At 55.3% G+C, this 16,869-nt stretch carries 18 protein-coding genes; 11 read left to right on the top strand and 7 right to left on the bottom strand.

The features are described 5' to 3' along the window. Positions 1 to 51: 51 nt before the first annotated feature. From AC2FMY_RS20200 to AC2FMY_RS20190, 3 genes are all read right to left on the bottom strand, one after another. Positions 52 to 1,152, bottom strand: coding sequence for an ABC transporter ATP-binding protein (locus tag AC2FMY_RS20200; RefSeq protein ID WP_496746841.1), 1,101 nt, complete (start codon positions 1,150 to 1,152; stop codon positions 52 to 54). A gap of 354 nt (positions 1,153 to 1,506) precedes the next feature. Continuing rightward, positions 1,507 to 2,904, bottom strand: coding sequence for an aspartate aminotransferase family protein (locus AC2FMY_RS20195; RefSeq protein ID WP_496746844.1), 1,398 nt, complete (start codon positions 2,902 to 2,904; stop codon positions 1,507 to 1,509). 79 nt (positions 2,905 to 2,983) lie between these two features. Beyond that, positions 2,984 to 3,658, bottom strand: coding sequence for a GntR family transcriptional regulator (locus AC2FMY_RS20190; protein ID WP_480749072.1), 675 nt, complete (start codon positions 3,656 to 3,658; stop codon positions 2,984 to 2,986). Between the two features lie 146 nt (positions 3,659 to 3,804). Here AC2FMY_RS20190 and AC2FMY_RS20185 point away from each other — a divergent pair, with 146 nt between their 5' ends. From AC2FMY_RS20185 to AC2FMY_RS20165, 5 genes are all read left to right on the top strand, one after another. Then, positions 3,805 to 4,890 (top strand): polyamine ABC transporter substrate-binding protein, encoded by a 1,086-nt coding sequence (locus AC2FMY_RS20185; protein ID WP_496746847.1) that lies wholly within the window; start codon positions 3,805 to 3,807, stop codon positions 4,888 to 4,890. A 72-nt stretch (positions 4,891 to 4,962) separates the two neighbouring features. Then, complete coding sequence (locus AC2FMY_RS20180) at positions 4,963 to 6,090, top strand: ABC transporter ATP-binding protein (RefSeq protein WP_480748919.1); 1,128 nt, start codon at positions 4,963 to 4,965, stop codon at positions 6,088 to 6,090. Further along, positions 6,090 to 6,971, top strand: a complete 882-nt coding sequence (locus tag AC2FMY_RS20175) for an ABC transporter permease subunit (protein ID WP_480748918.1) — start codon at positions 6,090 to 6,092, stop codon at positions 6,969 to 6,971. Before AC2FMY_RS20180 ends, AC2FMY_RS20175 begins: the two co-directional genes overlap by 1 nt. Further along, complete coding sequence (locus tag AC2FMY_RS20170) at positions 6,968 to 7,786, top strand: ABC transporter permease (RefSeq protein WP_480748917.1); 819 nt, start codon at positions 6,968 to 6,970, stop codon at positions 7,784 to 7,786. The genes AC2FMY_RS20175 and AC2FMY_RS20170 overlap by 4 nt, the downstream gene beginning before the upstream one ends. Beyond that, on the top strand, positions 7,783 to 9,084 hold the full coding sequence (locus AC2FMY_RS20165; protein ID WP_496746849.1) for an NAD(P)/FAD-dependent oxidoreductase: 1,302 nt from the start codon (positions 7,783 to 7,785) through the stop codon (positions 9,082 to 9,084). Before AC2FMY_RS20170 ends, AC2FMY_RS20165 begins: the two co-directional genes overlap by 4 nt. Position 9,085: 1 nt before the next feature. Here the strand turns inward: AC2FMY_RS20165 and AC2FMY_RS20160 are convergent, their stop codons facing one another. The 3 genes from AC2FMY_RS20160 to fliK form a co-directional block, all read right to left on the bottom strand. Then, positions 9,086 to 9,946 (bottom strand): phosphotransferase family protein, encoded by an 861-nt coding sequence (locus tag AC2FMY_RS20160; protein ID WP_496746905.1) that lies wholly within the window; start codon positions 9,944 to 9,946, stop codon positions 9,086 to 9,088. A gap of 77 nt (positions 9,947 to 10,023) precedes the next feature. Then, positions 10,024 to 10,692, bottom strand: a complete 669-nt coding sequence (locus tag AC2FMY_RS20155; protein ID WP_480748915.1) for a flagellar hook capping FlgD N-terminal domain-containing protein — start codon at positions 10,690 to 10,692, stop codon at positions 10,024 to 10,026. A 3-nt stretch (positions 10,693 to 10,695) separates the two neighbouring features. Then, positions 10,696 to 12,072, bottom strand: a complete 1,377-nt coding sequence (fliK, locus tag AC2FMY_RS20150) for a flagellar hook-length control protein FliK (RefSeq protein ID WP_496746853.1) — start codon at positions 12,070 to 12,072, stop codon at positions 10,696 to 10,698. Between the two features lie 180 nt (positions 12,073 to 12,252). Here fliK and AC2FMY_RS20145 point away from each other — a divergent pair, with 180 nt between their 5' ends. From AC2FMY_RS20145 to AC2FMY_RS20120, 6 genes are all read left to right on the top strand, one after another. After that, entirely contained in the window at positions 12,253 to 12,441 is a 189-nt protein-coding gene (locus AC2FMY_RS20145) for a rod-binding protein (RefSeq protein WP_496807957.1), read from the top strand. Continuing rightward, on the top strand, positions 12,419 to 12,778 hold the full coding sequence (gene flgN, locus AC2FMY_RS20140) for a flagellar export chaperone FlgN (protein ID WP_496746858.1): 360 nt from the start codon (positions 12,419 to 12,421) through the stop codon (positions 12,776 to 12,778). Before AC2FMY_RS20145 ends, flgN begins: the two co-directional genes overlap by 23 nt. 204 nt (positions 12,779 to 12,982) lie before the next feature. Beyond that, on the top strand, positions 12,983 to 14,290 hold the full coding sequence (locus AC2FMY_RS20135; RefSeq protein ID WP_480748911.1) for a flagellin N-terminal helical domain-containing protein: 1,308 nt from the start codon (positions 12,983 to 12,985) through the stop codon (positions 14,288 to 14,290). 76 nt (positions 14,291 to 14,366) lie between these two features. Next, positions 14,367 to 14,744, top strand: coding sequence for a flagellar biosynthesis regulator FlaF (flaF, locus tag AC2FMY_RS20130; RefSeq protein WP_480748910.1), 378 nt, complete (start codon positions 14,367 to 14,369; stop codon positions 14,742 to 14,744). Continuing rightward, positions 14,741 to 15,142 carry a flagellar biosynthesis repressor FlbT gene (gene flbT, locus AC2FMY_RS20125; protein WP_496746861.1) on the top strand — a complete coding sequence of 134 codons (402 nt, stop codon included), beginning with the start codon at positions 14,741 to 14,743 and terminating at the stop codon, positions 15,140 to 15,142. The genes flaF and flbT overlap by 4 nt, the downstream gene beginning before the upstream one ends. Next, on the top strand, positions 15,139 to 15,936 hold the full coding sequence (locus tag AC2FMY_RS20120; protein WP_496746864.1) for a DUF1217 domain-containing protein: 798 nt from the start codon (positions 15,139 to 15,141) through the stop codon (positions 15,934 to 15,936). The genes flbT and AC2FMY_RS20120 overlap by 4 nt, the downstream gene beginning before the upstream one ends. A gap of 66 nt (positions 15,937 to 16,002) precedes the next feature. Here AC2FMY_RS20120 and AC2FMY_RS20115 read toward each other — a convergent pair. Next, positions 16,003 to 16,869, bottom strand: an 867-nt coding sequence (locus AC2FMY_RS20115; protein ID WP_496807956.1) for an adenylate/guanylate cyclase domain-containing protein, incomplete at its 5' end; no start/stop codon positions are given.

Raw genomic sequence — 16,869 nt, 5'->3', positions numbered from 1 at the left:
TGTGGTGGATTGCGCGCCGAAGTGGACAATCCAGCGCGCAAGAGCGCCTTGTTAAGCGTCAAGTGCGCGGCAGTCCTCGGGAAGCCAGCCGATCTCAATCTGCTGGCCCGGCTGCAAGCGGACTTGGTCCGGCGCGTTACGGGTTTTGATGACGAATTCATCGTTCCCGGCAACGCGCAAACGTGTGCGGAAGATATCGCCCATGTAAATGAACTCCAAAACTTCGGCGTTCAGTGTGTGGGCGCCTTTCTGCAAACGTTCCTTGTTGTATTCAACTCGCTCTGGACGAATGGAAACCCGCGTGCGTTCCCCCGGTTTGCTTACGTTGACCGGTTTGCAATCGATCAGACCGCCGCCGTCCAACTGGACAACTGCGATACCGTCCTTGATTTCCTTGACTTCGCCTTCTAGCGTATTGTTCTCGCCGATGAACTGGGCCACGAAGCTGTTGGACGGTTCCTCGTACAGAGTATCTGGTGGTGCGAGTTGTTGGATAACGCCGTCGTTGAACACCGCGACCCGGTCGGACATTGTCAACGCTTCGGTCTGGTCGTGGGTCACATAGACCACCGTGATACCCAGGCGGTGCGCCAAGTGGGTGATTTCGAACTGCATCTTTTCCCGCAGTTGCTTGTCCAATGCACCCAGAGGTTCGTCCATCAGAACCAGTTCCGGTTCGAAAACCAGAGCGCGGGCCAAGGCGATCCGCTGTTGCTGACCACCTGAAAGCTGCGCCGGCCGGCGTCCACCGAATGCGCCCATTTCGACCATGTCAAGCGCGCGCTTGACCTTCTCTTCGCGCTCGGACTTGCCCATATTTCGGACTTCCAGCGGGAAAGAGAGGTTTTCGGCAATCGTCATGTGCGGGAACAGGGCATAGTTTTGAAACACCATGCCGATGCCGCGTTTATGAGGTGGGATGTTGTTAATGGAAACGCCACCAAGCCGGATGTCGCCGTGAGTGGCAGTTTCGAAACCGGCCAGCATCATAAGGCAAGTGGTTTTTCCGGAACCCGACGGACCGAGCATCGTCAGAAACTCGCCTTTGGGCATTGTTAGATTGAGATCTTTGACGACCAGAGTCTCGCCGTCATAGCTTTTTTGCACGCGCTCAAATTCGACGAACGCGCTGTTGTTCGAAGCGTCGGCCAAGTTGTCTCCCCATTTGCTGTTAGGCAGATTTCCTCTGCGCTTTTTGTGATCTAATCACACCAAGCATAACGAGCGCTAGGCATGAAATTAATAAATTTCGGTGACCGAAAGTAAGATTTTCGTCATTACCGCGTATAGGGTCACTGATTTCTGTCGTTGGAATTTGAATGCAGCTTTGGTATGCGGCAGCGACTCAGAGCGACACTGTTGTGCAACAATGCGACATTCTTTGGATGTGTATCCGGTTTTGGTTGCACACAGGAAGAAGCTGCCGTTGCACAAGTTGCAAGAATTGGGCCGGTCATTCGAAATGACCGGCCATGCCTCAAGTTGTCCTGGCTTTTTGGCCGAGTGTTACGCAGCTTCCTTCAAAAGATCCCTGTCAAGGATTTCGGCATAAGCTTCGTCCAGTGACTTGCGGATGCGGACAAACATCTCGTCGATCTCTGTATGGGTGATAACCAGCGGCGGAGAAATGATCATGCGGTCGCCGACATGACGCATGATCAGGTTGTTTGCAAAACACTTGTCGCGGCAGATGTATCCGATCGTACCTGGTTCGGACGCAAATTTTGCCCGTGCCTCTTTGTTGGGGGTCAGGGCAATCGACGCCATCATACCGACGATCTTGGCTTCTCCAACCAGTGGATGATCGATCAGGGCTTCCCACTTTTCCTTGAGGTATGGGGCGGTCACGTTTTTCACACGCCCGACAATGTCTTCTTCCTCCATGATGCGGAGGTTTTCCAGAGCGACTGCTGCGGCAACAGGATGGCCCGAATAGGTATAGCCGTGGTTGAATTCCACACCTGCAATCACTTTGGCAACCTCGTCGCAAACGATCGAGCCGCCTATTGGTGCGTAGCCCGAGCTGAGGCCTTTGGCGATGGTCATGATATGCGGTTTGATGCCAACAGTTTCCGAGCCGAACCAGTTGCCAGTACGACCGAAGCCACAGATCACTTCATCCGCGATCAAGAGGATTTCGTATTTGTCGCAAATCCGCTGGATTTCAGGCCAATAGCTGTCGGGCGCCACGATCACACCGCCCGCGCCCTGAACCGGTTCGGCAATAAAGGCGGCAACGCGGTCTTCGCCAAGCTCGAGAATGGCTTCTTCCAATTCACGTGCGCGTGCAAGGCCGAATTCTTCGGGGTCCATGTCAGTGCCTTCGGCCCACCAGTTGGGTTGATTTATATGGTGGATGTTCGGAATCGGGATGCCGCCCTGAGCGTGCATTGCCGGCATCCCGCCGAGCGAGGCAGAGCCGACGGTGGAACCGTGATAACCGTTCTTGCGGCTAATGATGATATTCTTGCCAGATTTACCTTTGCTGTCCCAATAGGTACGCACCAATCGAATGTTCGTGTCGTTGGCTTCGGAGCCGCTCCCAGCAAAGAACACATGATTCAAGTCACCAGGCGCCAGGTTAGCGATCTTTTCCGCCAATGCGATCGCAGGAACATGGGTCGTCTGAAAGAACGTATTGTAATAAGGCAGTTCCCGCATCTGCCGCGCGGCAACCTCCGCAAGCTCGTCGCGGCCATAGCCGATGTTTACACACCACAGGCCTGCCATGGCGTCCAGAATCTCTTCCCCCTCACTGTCGGTCAGAAACACGCCTTTGGCGCGGGTGATAACGCGCGCGCCCTTTTTTGCCAGTCCGTCGTTTTCAGTGAACGGGTGCATGTGGTGGGCCGCATCAAGGGCCTGAAGCTCGGCTGTGGGCATGTGATTGGTGATCGTGGACATCGTGAAATCTCCTGCGGAATCTGTCGACCTTCACAATATGATCAAATTTGGCGAAGTCAATCGAATCACTTCGCAATGATTATTTTGAGAGAGCGCCCGCCATAAGTTCCATGCCTTGCTCGACATCATGGGCCATAGCCCGTCCGACGCCTGCGGCGTCTTTATTGCGTAGGCATTCCACTATGTCTTTGTGTCGATCCGGAAGGCTGTGCGTGCCGAAGCGACCGCACACGACGCGCAAAGAGGGGCCGAATCGTAGCCACAAACGTTCTGCCAGATCGCACAGGACAGGAGCGTCGGCATGGCTGTAGATTGTTGTGTGAAACGCATAGTTGTTCAGTAGATACCCGCCAACATCACCAGCAGAGATGCACTCGTCAACGCGGCGATCGATGTCTTCCAGGGCATCTATTTGCTTGGGGGTCATAAGACCTCCGGCACGCCTTGAAAGCTCTGATTCAATTACTTTTCTTGCGAAGATCAATTGCTCGATATCGCCCTTGCTCAAAATGGGAACGCTGACCCTGCGATTTCCCTGAAAAACCAGAGCCCCATCGGATATCAGGCGTCTGATCGCCTCTCGTACCGGAGTCATTCCGGCACCCAGCGAATCAGTCAGCCCTTGAATCGTCACAGGCTGGCCGGGAACCATCTCGCCGAACAGGATTTGTGATCTGAGCACGTGATAAACTTGCTCATGTGCGGGGCGTTTTTCGTCGCTTGAATTTCGGTCAGAAGCTCTATTTTTGATCATATTCAAAAGGTTTATCCTGATCTTGTTGGTCTCGGAATGCAGCGCACGACGCCGCTTGAAACCATAAACTGTATTGCCGTGGAACGCAAAACTTGATCAAATCCAAAAAAACGGGATGATAACGGTACATTCGCAGGGAGAGAAACATGACATTCAAATCGCTGACACTCACGACCGTATTCGCGTTGGGGACCTCGGCTGCATTCGCCGAAGAGGTGCGCGTCTACAACTGGTCGGACTATATCGACGAGGATTTACTGGCCAAGTTCCAGGAAGAAACCGGCCTGACGCTGATCTACGACGTATTCGACAGCAATGAGGTTCTGGAAACCAAGATGCTCGCCGGTGGCTCGGGTTATGACGTTGTGGTTCCGTCGGGAACGTTCTTGCAACGTCAGATCCAGGCCGGGGCGTTCCAGAAGCTGGATACCAGCAAGCTGCCCAATGCAGACAATCTTTGGGATGTAATCCAGGAACGGACTGCGGGATATGACCCCGACAACGCCTATTCGATAAACTACATGTGGGGTACCACCGGGATCGGTGTGAATGTTGGCAAGGTGAAGGAGATCCTGGGAGAAGATGCGCCCATCGATAGCCTTGAACTTGTGCTGAACCCGGACAACATGTCGAAGCTGGCGGGATGTGGTGTGCATTTCCTGGATGCGCCGGCAGAGATGATTCCAATGGTGCTGAAATACATCGGTGAAGACCCGGATAGCCACGATCCGGATGTAATCGCCAAGACCGAGCCGGTATTCATGGCGATCCGGCCTCATATCCAGAAATTCCACAGTTCCGAATACATCAATGCGCTGGCAAACGGTGATATCTGCGTCGCTGTCGGGTGGTCTGGCGACATCCTGCAAGCGCGGGACCGTGCGGCTGAAGCCGATAATGGGGTGGAAATCGCTTATCACGCGGCCAAAGAAGGCGCGCAGATGTGGTTTGACCAAATGGCAATTCCGGTTGACGCTCCGAATCCAGACGGCGCACACAAATTCCTGAATTTCATTCTCGATGCCAACAACATGGCAGCAGCATCAAACTATGTCTATTACGCCAACGGCAATAAGGCGAGCCAGGAGTTCCTGGAAGAGGATGTGATTGGCGACCCGGCGATCTACCCGGACGAAGCGACCATGGAAAACCTCTTTATTACAACGCCCTATCCGGCAAAGACCCAGCGCGCGGCGACGCGCCTGTGGACCAAGATCAAGTCGGGAACCTGATCTTGAGGGGCGGAGTGGGTTTTACCTTCTCCGCTATTTCTATCGGTGAAGTCAACTTAACGGGGGTCCGTTTTGAATTCTTCCGTCTTTGCGCCGTGGGAAGATCCACAGGCGAAACCATTGATCCAGTTTCAGAACGTCACAAAACGGTTTGGTCAGTTCACTGCGATCGACAATCTTTCGCTTGATATCTACGAGCGGGAGTTCTTTGCCCTTCTGGGTCCATCCGGCTGCGGTAAGACCACCATGATGCGGATGCTTGCGGGTTTCGAAAAACCCACCGAAGGGCACATCATGCTGGGTGGGAAGGATATCGACCCTATTCCGCCAAACAAAAGGGCGGTGAACATGATGTTCCAGTCCTACGCTTTGTTTCCGCATCTCAGCGTTTGGGACAACATTGCCTTTGGCCTTCGCCGCGACAACATGCCGAAACTGGATCTGGAAAACCGTGTCGAAGAAATGCTTCGCCTGACCCGTCTGGAACAGTTCGCCCGCCGCAAACCGCACCAGATTTCTGGTGGTCAGAGACAGCGAGTGGCTCTGGCCCGGTCCTTGGCCAAAGCGCCCAAACTTCTGTTGCTGGATGAACCCCTCGGAGCGCTTGACAAAAAGCTGAGGCAGGACACCCAGTTCGAACTGATGGACATCCAAGAAAAAACGGGCACCACCTTTGTGATCGTTACCCACGATCAGGAAGAAGCGATGACCGTCGCCAGCCGCGTCGCAGTGATGGATCAGGGTAAACTGATGCAGGTGGCCACGCCGGACAAGATCTATGAAAACCCTGCGTCGGTTTATGTGGCTGATTTCATTGGAGACGTGAACATCATCGAAGGCCGGGCAACGCCCGACGGCGAAGATACTTACAAGGTCGATTGGGCCGACGGGCAAGCACCGATCATAACCAGATCAGCTCAGACGTTTGCCACCGGTCAGACCTGCCATCTGGCGATACGGCCGGAGAAAGTGACGATTTCAGCCGAGCGTCCTGCAGATGCAGCCAATGCCGTTCAGGGTAAAGTGCACGACATTGCATATCTGGGCAACTTGTCGACCTATCATGTTGAGCTACCGAACGGCACGATCATCAAGGCGCAGACGGCCAATACACGCCGTATCTCGCGCCGCTCCTTCACTTGGGAAGACCCTGTCTGGCTGTCGTGGACAGCTACGGCTGCGGTGCCGCTGGCAGACTGATGCGTCGCTTCGTCCTGATCGCCGTCCCGTATTTCTGGCTTTTGGCGCTGTTTCTGGTGCCTTTCGCCATTGTTCTCAAGATATCGCTGTCGGACACGGCGCTATCAATACCGCCTTACGTTCCGCAATTCGACTGGGCTGAAGGCATCGGGGCCTTCCTTAGCGAGCTGGATTTCGAAAACTTCATCTTCTTGACCGAGGATGCCTTGTACTGGAAGGCTTATCTGTCGAGCCTCAAAATCGCGATCATCTCGACATTCCTGACATTGCTCGTGGGGTATCCCATCGCCTATGGCATGGCCCGGGCGCCCGAAGAATGGCGTCCGACGCTGATGATGCTGGTGATTTTGCCGTTCTGGACGTCGTTCCTGATCCGGGTTTATGCGTGGATGGGTATTCTGAGCAACGAGGGTTTCCTCAATCAACTGTTGTTGTGGACGGGAATTATCTCGGAGCCACTGACGATCCTGAACACACAAAAAGCTGTCTATGTCGGTATCGTCTACACCTATCTGCCCTTCATGATCCTGCCTATCTATTCTGCGCTCGACCGGCTTGACGGCTCGTTGATCGAAGCCGCTGAGGATCTGGGGTGCTCTCGTACACAGGCTTTCTGGCTCGTCACCGTGCCGCTGTCGCGCCCCGGCATCATCGCCGGGTGTTTCCTGGTGATGATCCCGGTGATCGGCGAGTTCGTGATCCCGTCGCTTTTGGGAGGGTCCGGAACGCTGATGATCGGCAAGGTTCTTTGGGAGGAATTCTTCTCGAACCGCGACTGGCCGGTTGCGTCGGCCGTGGCCGTGGTGCTGCTCCTGATCCTCGTGATCCCGATCGTGCTATTCCAGCGCAACCAGCAGAAACAGGCGGAGGCGGAAAAATGAACAGGCTTAGCTGGTTCAACGTTGTCTCGCTGACGCTGGGATTCGCGTTTCTTTATATCCCGATGGTCATCCTGATCATCTTCAGTTTCAACGAAAGCAAACTGGTTACCGTGTGGGCCGGGTTCTCGACCAAATGGTATGGGGAGTTGATCCGCAATGAAGCATTTCTGGATGCGGCGTGGGTGACGCTGCGGGTGGCGGTGTTTTCGTCGACGCTCGCAACAATTCTCGGGACAATGGCAGCGTATGTTCTGGTGCGCGGTGGCCGTTTTCTGGGCCGAACAGTGTTTTCTGGCATGATCTATGCCCCGCTTGTAATGCCTGAAGTAATCACTGGCTTGTCGCTACTGCTTTTGTTTATCGGCATTGGTCTGGATCGAGGTGTTTTCACAGTCGTGCTTGCACATACGACGTTCTCGATGTGCTACGTTTCTGTCGTGGTCTCGTCGCGTCTGGTGACGTTTGACCAATCCTTGGAAGAAGCTGCACTTGATCTGGGTTGCTCCCCGGCGCAAGCCTTTCGTTTGGTAACACTCCCGATCATTGCGCCTGCGGTGATATCGGGCTGGTTGCTGGCGTTTACGCTGTCGCTGGATGATCTGGTCATAGCGTCGTTTACCACCGGTCCTTCAGCCACCACCTTGCCGATCAAGATCTTCTCGGCGGTTCGTCTGGGGGTCAGCCCGGAAATCAATGCCTTGTCCACCATCATGATCGGCATCGTGACCGTAGGGGTTATCGCCGCGTCGCTGGTGTCCAAACGCGCGATGGTCCGGCAAAAACAGGATGAACAGGCAGCGGCTCGCGCGCAATGAAGCGGATCTTTCCAGACTACACCTATGGGCCTGGTCCGCGGAACGGGTGCTGGTGGGATCAGACAATTCAGGCGCCGTCTTGGCCAGTTCTCGAAGGTGATCTTGAGGTGGATGTGACCATCGTCGGCGGGGGTTTCACAGGCATCTCGGCGGCGTTGCATCTTGCTAAAGCCGGTGTTTCGACTGCCGTGCTTGAGGCCGAAACACCGGGATGGGGTGCATCCGGGCGCAACGGCGGGTTCTGTTGTCTCGGCGGGTCCAAGTTGAGCCAAGATGCCATGCGGCGTCGATATGGCCGCACCGCCACCGAAGCATTCGAAGCGGCAGAGGTCGAGTCCGTGGAACTGGTGTCTCGATTGTTGCAGGATCACGGAATCGACGCTGACAAACACTCGAGGGGCGAAACGCAACTGGCCCACACGGCGCGGGCAATGGATGCCGTGCGACGGCGGGCGGAAGCAGGGGGCGTTGTTCATGAACGCAAAGATCTGGCGGCATTGGGATTTGGTGGCCAATTCTTTGGCGGCTACACCTATCCCGTCGGTTTTGCTTTGAACCCCCGAAAATATCTGTTCGGTCTTGCCTTTGCGGCACAACAAGCGGGGGCGAGGCTTTTCCAGAAAAGCCCCGCGCTTTCGATCCAAAGCAGGGCGGCGGGCCATACGGTGGCGACCGCGAACGGACGGGTTACATGTAAAGCCATTTTGATTTGCACGAACGGGTATTCAAGCGAGGACATGCCGGATTGGCTGGCCGGTCGGTACATGCCCGCCCAATCCACGGTTATGGTGACGCGCCCGCTGACAGAAGTCGAGCTTGAGGCGCAAGGCTGGACATCGGATCAGATGGCCTATGACACCCGCAATCTGCTGCACTATTTCCGGCTCATGCCGGATCGGCGGTTCCTGTTCGGAATGCGCGGTGGATTGCTTTCGTCCCCAACCGCTGAGCGTGCGATCCGAGTAAAAGTCAGGCGGGATTTCGAACGTATGTTTCCCGCTTGGGCAATGGTCGAGGCGACAAATATGTGGTCGGGGATGGTGTGTCTCGCGCGCAGCTTGACGCCTTACGTCGGCCCTGTTTCTGGTCTAAACGGTGTGTTCACGGGTTTTGCCTATCATGGCAACGGCGTGGCAATGGGCACTTATGCCGGGCGCGCCTTGGCGCGTTTGGCAATGGGACAGCCTTCGGGTCTCCCCGGCCCGATGTCACGACGCCCGGAGAAGTTCCCGTTCGGTCGCTGCCGTCGTATACTGATGCCGCCGGCCTATGCCGCGATGGGGCTGGCCGATCTGTGATCTAGAGATCGCTCAAAGCGTCCAGTTCCAGCTGCAATCCGGTCTCGTAGTCCTTGGCGCCGTTTCGACTGCGCCACAGGCAATAGGCAGCCATGCGCCAGCCGAACCAGTGGCGCAATTCATGATATCGCGCGACAATATCGACATCGTGATACGCGTCCAGAAAACACTTGATTTCGTCTTGGCTCAGCGGTTGTCCCCGGTAAAGCCACTGCATGGCAGGTGACAAAAAGAGCGCCAAATCTTCGCAGGGGTCGCCAAAGGCGGGACATTGCCAGTCTATGAGCGTCGCACGCTTTCCTGAGATCAGTATGTTGCCCGCGACCGGGTCGCCGTGAATCAAGCGTCGGTCGGACAAGGGGGGAACATCCCTGTTGGGGCGGCGGAGCATCACTACGTCTCGGTCATCCGGTTCGCAAAGGTTCAGGATATCCTCGGCATGGCGTGCCAGGTCATCGCTTCCGTTACATCCTTCGGGAACGGGGATCGTGACATTGCTGCTGTGTAGTCTGTTCAGAAGATGTGCCACGGTCTCGGGGTTTTCGCGCCAGGGTGATCCGGGTGCATGATCATAAAGCACCCAGCTTTCTGCGCCGCAGACACCAGTAGCCCTCAGTTGTGGAACAAAACCGCTACTCTTGAAGACACGCAGGCATTCCGCTTCAAGCCGAGCGTCATTGCGAAACAGGGGATTTGCAAAACCGCTTTGATACAGTTTGAGAACCTGATCCGAATGCTGGCCCGCGAGTTTCCAAACCCGGTTGGTCCTCCCGCCATATAGCGTTTCGAACCTGTCGCCGGAGCAATACACGCCCAATTGCAGCAGGTCCTTGATCAAAGCGTCCGGAGGAGGCGAGTCCACGGTCAAGGTGAGTTCCTTGTATTACGGTTCGGCATTGGCGATTTTTCGCCACCGTTTGACCTGTCCTGTCCATTAGATCAACTCTTCGCTCGCACCGATGCGACATCTGAGGGCAAAATCGTCTGCCCGCCGGAAAGCACAAGAGTAATTTCGCCACCTGCCACCTGCGCTTCAAAGACTTTTTCACTCACCGCCGCCAGAGAGTTTTCGACCAGTACATCCTTGGCATAACTTTCGACCGCAAAAGAATAGAGGCCGAAAGGAACAGCGTTTCCGCTGCTGTCCTGGCCGTTCCAGACGACGGATTGTGTAGTGGTGGAGAATTCGATTCGGTCAACGGTTGCGCCGTTTGAATCGACGATTTTCAGAATAGCTTTGTCGGCATCGGGTACACGAGGCCAGGATATGGTCACCGGCTCGCCTTGGTAATTTGCAGGTGCAACTGCAGTAACCTCCAGTCCGACCCAACCTGCCAACTCTGAAAAACCGGGCTGTCCCAGTTTTGCGACGAGTACCGACAGGGTTTCATTAGTTTTCACCTGCTGTTCGACCATTGAAAACTGTGCCAGCTGTGCCGCATATTCAGACGAGCCGATAGGTTCCAGGGGGTCCTGGTTTTGCGCCTGTGCAGTCAGCATCTTGAGAAATGTCTCGAAATCGGATGTAAGTGCGGACGTGCTTGATGCTGATGTGGTACCAGAAGTTCTGGTGTTCGTAGGCAAGATTGGTTCGATAGTTCCAGACATTATTCAAATCCTCAGATCAAGACCCGATCCCGCAACTCGAATGGGTCGGGTATCGAAGATTTCACGGTCGTCACTTGAGCTCTCCGGATTTGGTGTCTTTTCCTTTCTGGACGAGCCTTGATCGCGATTGTGAAAATCAAAAGAGATAGAGTTATACCCCAGTTCGCGAAACTCGGCGGAAAGCTCTGAAATATGGCGGCGCATCAGGTCCAGCGTTTCGGCGCGATCACCCGTGATCGATAAAACCAAGACGTCGTCCTTTGTGCTCAACCCCATGGAAACGCGCCCCAACTCTTGGGGATTGAGGGTTATTTCGATCTTGTCAGTCCCGGGCTTAGCGGAAATTGCGGCGGACAACTGTCCGCCGATGAACCGCACTGTCTCGACCCTTGTCGTCGGCATGTAACTGTTTTCTTTTGACAGCCCGACTTGCGTCACGTCAAACCCGCTAATGGTGTCATCACTGTGCGAACTTGGCCAAAGTTCGGAGTGCGCACGATCAGTATCCAGCAACCGTTCGAGGTTTGAAACGCCAAAGGACATCGCAGACATTTGTACTGGTTGAGCCATCACTTTGAAGCCAGTCGCCAGAGAGCTGTCCGCTTTCTCAGCAGGCGTGGGTGAGGCAGAAGCCGTGACATCTGTTCTGATCTTTTCTTCCGAATCGTGGCTGGTCGCCAGATCCGCCGCAGCGACCTTGGTGTTCTCGAGTTTTCCCGCCACTTTGACAGTGGCCTCCGATACGGCTGCCCCGCTGTTCTCGGAGTCCAGAATTGCGCCAGCGCGGATGGCCGCTAGCGATTGTCGCGCGCGAAAATCTGCATCGCTTGTAACCGCAGATAGAAATTGACTGCCCGGGCCAGCGAACTCTGGTGCTTTCGTGTTCTTTCCTAATTCAGGTTCTGCCCGAGATCGGTCATCCTTCTGTACGACAGAATTTAAGGGGTCGGGCGGCTGTTCCGCGTCGTTGGTCAAGGTGACCTGGTCTTTTCCTGAATTTGGCGCACCCGCACCCGCGTCTGCATTGGGTTTCCCAGAAATTTCGAATGCACGAGCATCTTCGAGACGTTCGTCACCCGGGGTTTGTGCTCCTGTTGATAAAAACTGCAAATCATCCTGACCCAGCTTCTCATCCGGTGTTTCCGAATTCTCTGCGTCGGGCAAATGCGCGGTATCGGACGACTCTGCCGTGCTATTGTCGTCAGCCGCTTTCATGAAACTGTCGAAGGGCCTTGCGTCTTTTGGGGGCTGTGCGGCGTCCCGCGACAGAGCGGTTTCGGGCCGGCGCTCTACAGCCGGGCCAGAGCCGGTCGGATTTATGGGGCTGATTGTGTTCATTGCCACCTGCGCAATTGTTGATCGCTCCAGATTGATCCCCAACCGGTTATTTTTTTTTTAACCGCCATACGATTTCATCACCCCGTTTGAACGTAATTTTCGAGGTGTCTTATGCAGATTTCGCGACACGCACCGTCTGTGCCTTTTGACAGCGCAATTCCTCACCAGGCCCAAGCCGCCTGGAAAGCGGCGCAAGATGTTGAAGCGACCTTTCTGGCAGAAATGCTGAAATCCGCAGGCCTAACGAAATCAGGCGGTGCTTTTGGCGGTGGGGTAGGAGAAGAACAGTTTTCATCCATGCTTGTTCGCGAGCAAGCGGAACATATGACCAAGGCAGGCGGTATCGGCCTGACCGAAATGATTTTCAACGTTTTGATGGAGGCTGAGAATGGCACACGACAGTCGGAATGACCTGATCAGCGCGCTATTTGAGGTGTTGGAGAAAGAGCAGGCCATATTGATTAAGGGTCGACTTGATCAGTTGGAGGCCCTGACGGAAAAAAAAGAAAGCCTGATCAACGAATTAAAAAATGGTCAGGACGGCGAAACGGGCGCGCTGCGCGGACTACAAAGCCAGATCGAAAGGAATCAGTTCCTGCTGCAGGGTGCGATGGAAGGTATTCATAATGTTGCCTCTCGCATCGCGGAAATGAATCGCGTCAAGCAAGGGTTTGAGGTGTATCAGCGCGATGGTCGCAGAGATCGTTTTGCAATACGCAATGACCGAACCCTGGAAAAACGGGCATAGATCGGCGTTGATTCAAATTGACCAAATGAAGGCCGCACCCTTTAGCAATCCATTAGGACATCATCGCCCAATTTGAGGGTGCACCTAACGAACGGGTGGCGCGATGTCCTCAAGGTCAATCGCAAAAGTCAGAAAGACACCAAGCCCGCTACTCCGCGCGGGATGAAACAGGGTGACAAATCACCCATGGAAAGAGGAAATAAAATGTCCAGTATTCTGACGAACAATGGCGCAATGGTCGCGCTGCAGACCTTGAAGGCGGTCAACAAGAACCTCGGCATGACCCAAAGCGAGATTTCGACTGGCAAGTCTGTCGCCTCCGCCAAGGACAACGCGGCGGTGTGGGCGATTTCAAAGGTCATGGAATCCGATGTAAAGGGGTTCAAAGGGATTTCCGACAGTCTGTCGCTGGGGGAATCGACCGTGGCGGTGGCGCAAAACGGTGCCGAATCCGTGACCGATCTGCTGACTCAGATCAAAGGCAAGATCGTTGCCGCACAGGAAGAAAACGTCGACCGTGGAAAGATCCAGACCGACATTTCTGCGCTGCGGGATCAGATCAACTCGGTAGTCGGCGCTGCACAGTTCAACGGCCTCAATCTGCTGACCAACAAGGATACGGCCGCTGGGTCGGGCACAGTTCAGGTTCTCAGCTCGCTGGACCGGAACCCGGATGGCACGGTGGATGTCAGCCACATTGACGTCGGTAAGTTCGATTTGGGCATCGAAGCGACTGATTGGTCGGTTGGTACCGCTGCGGCGGCTGGATCGGGCGCAACAATCAGTGGCGGTCTTGATGCTGCCTCTGCAGTCGCATTGACTGGCGCCGCAACCGCACCCACGACCACTTTGGTCGTCGACAGCGTAACGGCCGGAACCGGCATCCAGATCAACATTTCAGGTGCTGCGGGTACGGTTGGGGCGGCTTTCGATGATGCGAGCCGGGACGTATCCTATGTGGCCCGTGATGGTGACACGCAGGCTGACGTTGCAAACGGGTTGGCCAAGGCGTTCAACGAACGAGTCGCTGCGGCTATTGAGGACGGCACGCTGTCCGCAGGGTCCAGCCTCGCTGCGTCGGTTTCTGTCGCGTCCGATGGCGTCGCTACGATCACCTTCACAGGTGAGACTGGCACCGGCAACAATGTGTCGCTTCAGGCAATTGAAACTTCGGATGTTGCGATTGGGGGCGGCCTTGAGGGGCTGGCTGGTATCGATGTGTCCACCGAAGCCGGCGCAAAAAGTGCGCTGACTGAAATCGAAAGCCTGATCCAGACATCGATCGATGCGGCAGCCTCGTTCGGCTCGGCTCGCGGTCGGATCGAAACGCAGTCGGATTTTGTCTCCAAGCTCAGCGACTCGCTGAAGTCCGGAATCGGGGCGATGGTCGACGCGGATATGGAAGAAGCTTCGGCCAGATTGCAGGCTCTGCAAACCCAGCAACAGCTTGCGGTTCAGTCGCTGTCGATCGCCAACCAAGCGCCGCAGACGATTCTGTCGCTGTTCCGCTGATTGTGGATCCTCGCCGGAGCGCGGAAACGCGCTCCGGCAACAAAACCCAGCCTGAGAGAAATCGGAAGGATCCCAAGTGACACCGCAAACACTCGCTCAGAAAGCTTATGCGCAGGCGCATGTGCCGATCAGCACCCCGCGAGATACGGAGTATGACGCGATTTCGCGCATTACACACAGACTGAAATCAGCAGCTTCCAAACAGAATGTCGAGTTCGGCCGATTTGCAGAAGCTCTGCACGAAAACCGGAGGCTCTGGACCCTACTTGCTACAGAGGTTGCGGATAAGGAAAACGCGTTGCCTGAGGACTTGCGGGCCAGAATCTTCTATCTTGCCGAGTTTACCCATTACCACAGCGGCCTGGTCTTGTCCGGCAAAGCCACAGTGGATCCGTTGGTAGAAATCAACCTTGCGGTAATGCGGGGGTTGCGCCGAGTGGAGCTTGCGGCATGACAGGGCTGGTTCTCAAACTTGCGCCGAAAGAACGGGTTCTGATCAACGGCGTCGTGATCGAAAACGGCGAGCGCCGAAGCCGATTTTCGATCATGACACCACAGGCGAATGTGCTGAGGCTGCGCGATGCCATTCACCCCGATCAAGCCACAACCCCGGTTAGGCGTGTGTGTTATGCAATACAGCTTGTCCTGTCGGGGGATATGAGCGGGGAAGAGGCACGCCTGTCACTGCTTCGTCGTGTCGAAGAGTTGAGCCAGGTGTTCACCGATCCTGACAGTCGGTCGATTCTGGCAGAGGCAACTGATGCCCTTATTTCCGGGCAGTTTTACAGATGCCTCAAATCGCTGCGCTCACTCTTGCCTCGCGAGGAACGGTTAATGGCGTACCGGCAATGAGCTTTCGGCCCGTAATACCCTCGGATGGCTTGGTTGGGTGGCGGTTTTTGCAGCGCACTTACCTCACCCAATTTCAGGCTTTCTCCAAATCACCGAGGCTGGAGCGGGAATCGCAGTATTTCCTCGAAAAGATCCCAAGTATCAAATCGGCCAAAGACCTGGTATCCGACCGGCAATTGCTGCGGGTTGCTTTGGGGGCTTTTGGGTTAGAGGAAGATATCAACAACACCTACTTTATTCGCAAGGTTCTCGAAGACGGAACCCGCGCGGATGACGCGTTGGCGAACCGGCTCTCGGACCAAAGATATCGTAACTTTTCGGCCGCTTTCGGATTTGGTCCCGGAGAGACGGCGACAACCAGAACGTCCGCGCAAATGGCAGAAATCGTTCGCAAAAACCTGTCGTCCCGTTTTGAAATTTCTGTTGGTGAATCCAACGAGTCCATGCGGGTGGCACTGTACGCACAGCATGAGTTGCCGGCGCTGGCTGGGGGTCCGGGTAGGGAAGATGCAAAATGGTTCCGACTGATGAGCCTGCCGCCCTTGCGCGAAATGATGGAAACGGCGCTGGCGTTGCCGTCCACATTTGCGCAACTTGACATCGACAAGCAACTAGAGGTCTTCAAAGATAAACTGCGTGCCCGAACCGGGTCTTCTGACTTGTCGCAATTCACCCAGCCGCAAAAGCTGGCAAGCCTGACCACTGTTTTCCTGGCGCAATCGCAGATATCAACGTTTGCCACAGGAACCAACTCGGCCAGCATCGCGCTGACTTTGCTTCGACGCGGCCGGTGATGATTGTTGCGCTGCTCCCGAAAAGCTAGTCGATTCAGCCGGAAAGATTGAAAATCAGAACTAAAGCTAGTCGTGCCCCATTCCGGCGGAGTCGGCTTGAGTACGAACCGCATACGAAACAACCGGCTCTGACACGTTGTGAAGCTGCACTTTTCCCAACGGCGTCACGTCGGAACAGGACGGTTCGATGTCTTGTGAAACGACAATTCGGTGGCCGGCAGTTTTGCCGTAATCTCCTAACCGAGCCGCGATATTGGCGGCCTGACCTATGACGGTGAAGTCCAGTCTCTCTTGCGAGCCGACATTGCCAAATGTCACGCGACCATAGGAAAGGCCGATTGCGCAATCGCACCGGGCGCCCACGCCAGTGGCACGCAACGCGGCCAAGCGTTCGACAATCTCGACTGCCGAGCGTTGCGAGTGAATTCGCGCCATTGCCGGGTCATCACCAGCCGGGAAAACGGCCAGCACCGCGTCGCCGATGAACTTCAGAACTTCACCACCATGCTCGTGCACGATACCAGAGACGGTTTCGAAAAAATCATTCAACAGCTTGATGTATTCTGCTCGCCCCAGTTTTTCTTCCAGCATGGTCGAGCCGCGCAAATCGCAGAACATGATCGCGGCATCAATCTCATCCCCGTCTCCGCGCCGGATGTCTCCACCCAATACCCTCGCGCCGGTGCGTTTTCCAACATAGGTTTCCAGAAGAGTCTGTGCGTTTTCGCGCTGTGTGAACACTTCGTAGAACCGCCCGATGATGGCCGAGCATTCAAACACCAGCCCGAGATTTTCCGTGGTAAACCCCTGCGGATGATCACATGTCAGCGTTAAAACATTCGTCCGCCCGTCGGAAAACGGCATCGGCATGGCGACATAGTCGGTCGCCCCCTTGGCGCGCAGATCCTCCATGATCGGAAAGCTGTTTTCGGG

The sequence above is a fragment of the Ruegeria sp. YKSE079 genome (assembly GCF_059612845.1).
Note: the sequence above shows the minus strand (reverse complement) of the source record. Positions and strands in the feature narration are given on the sequence as shown.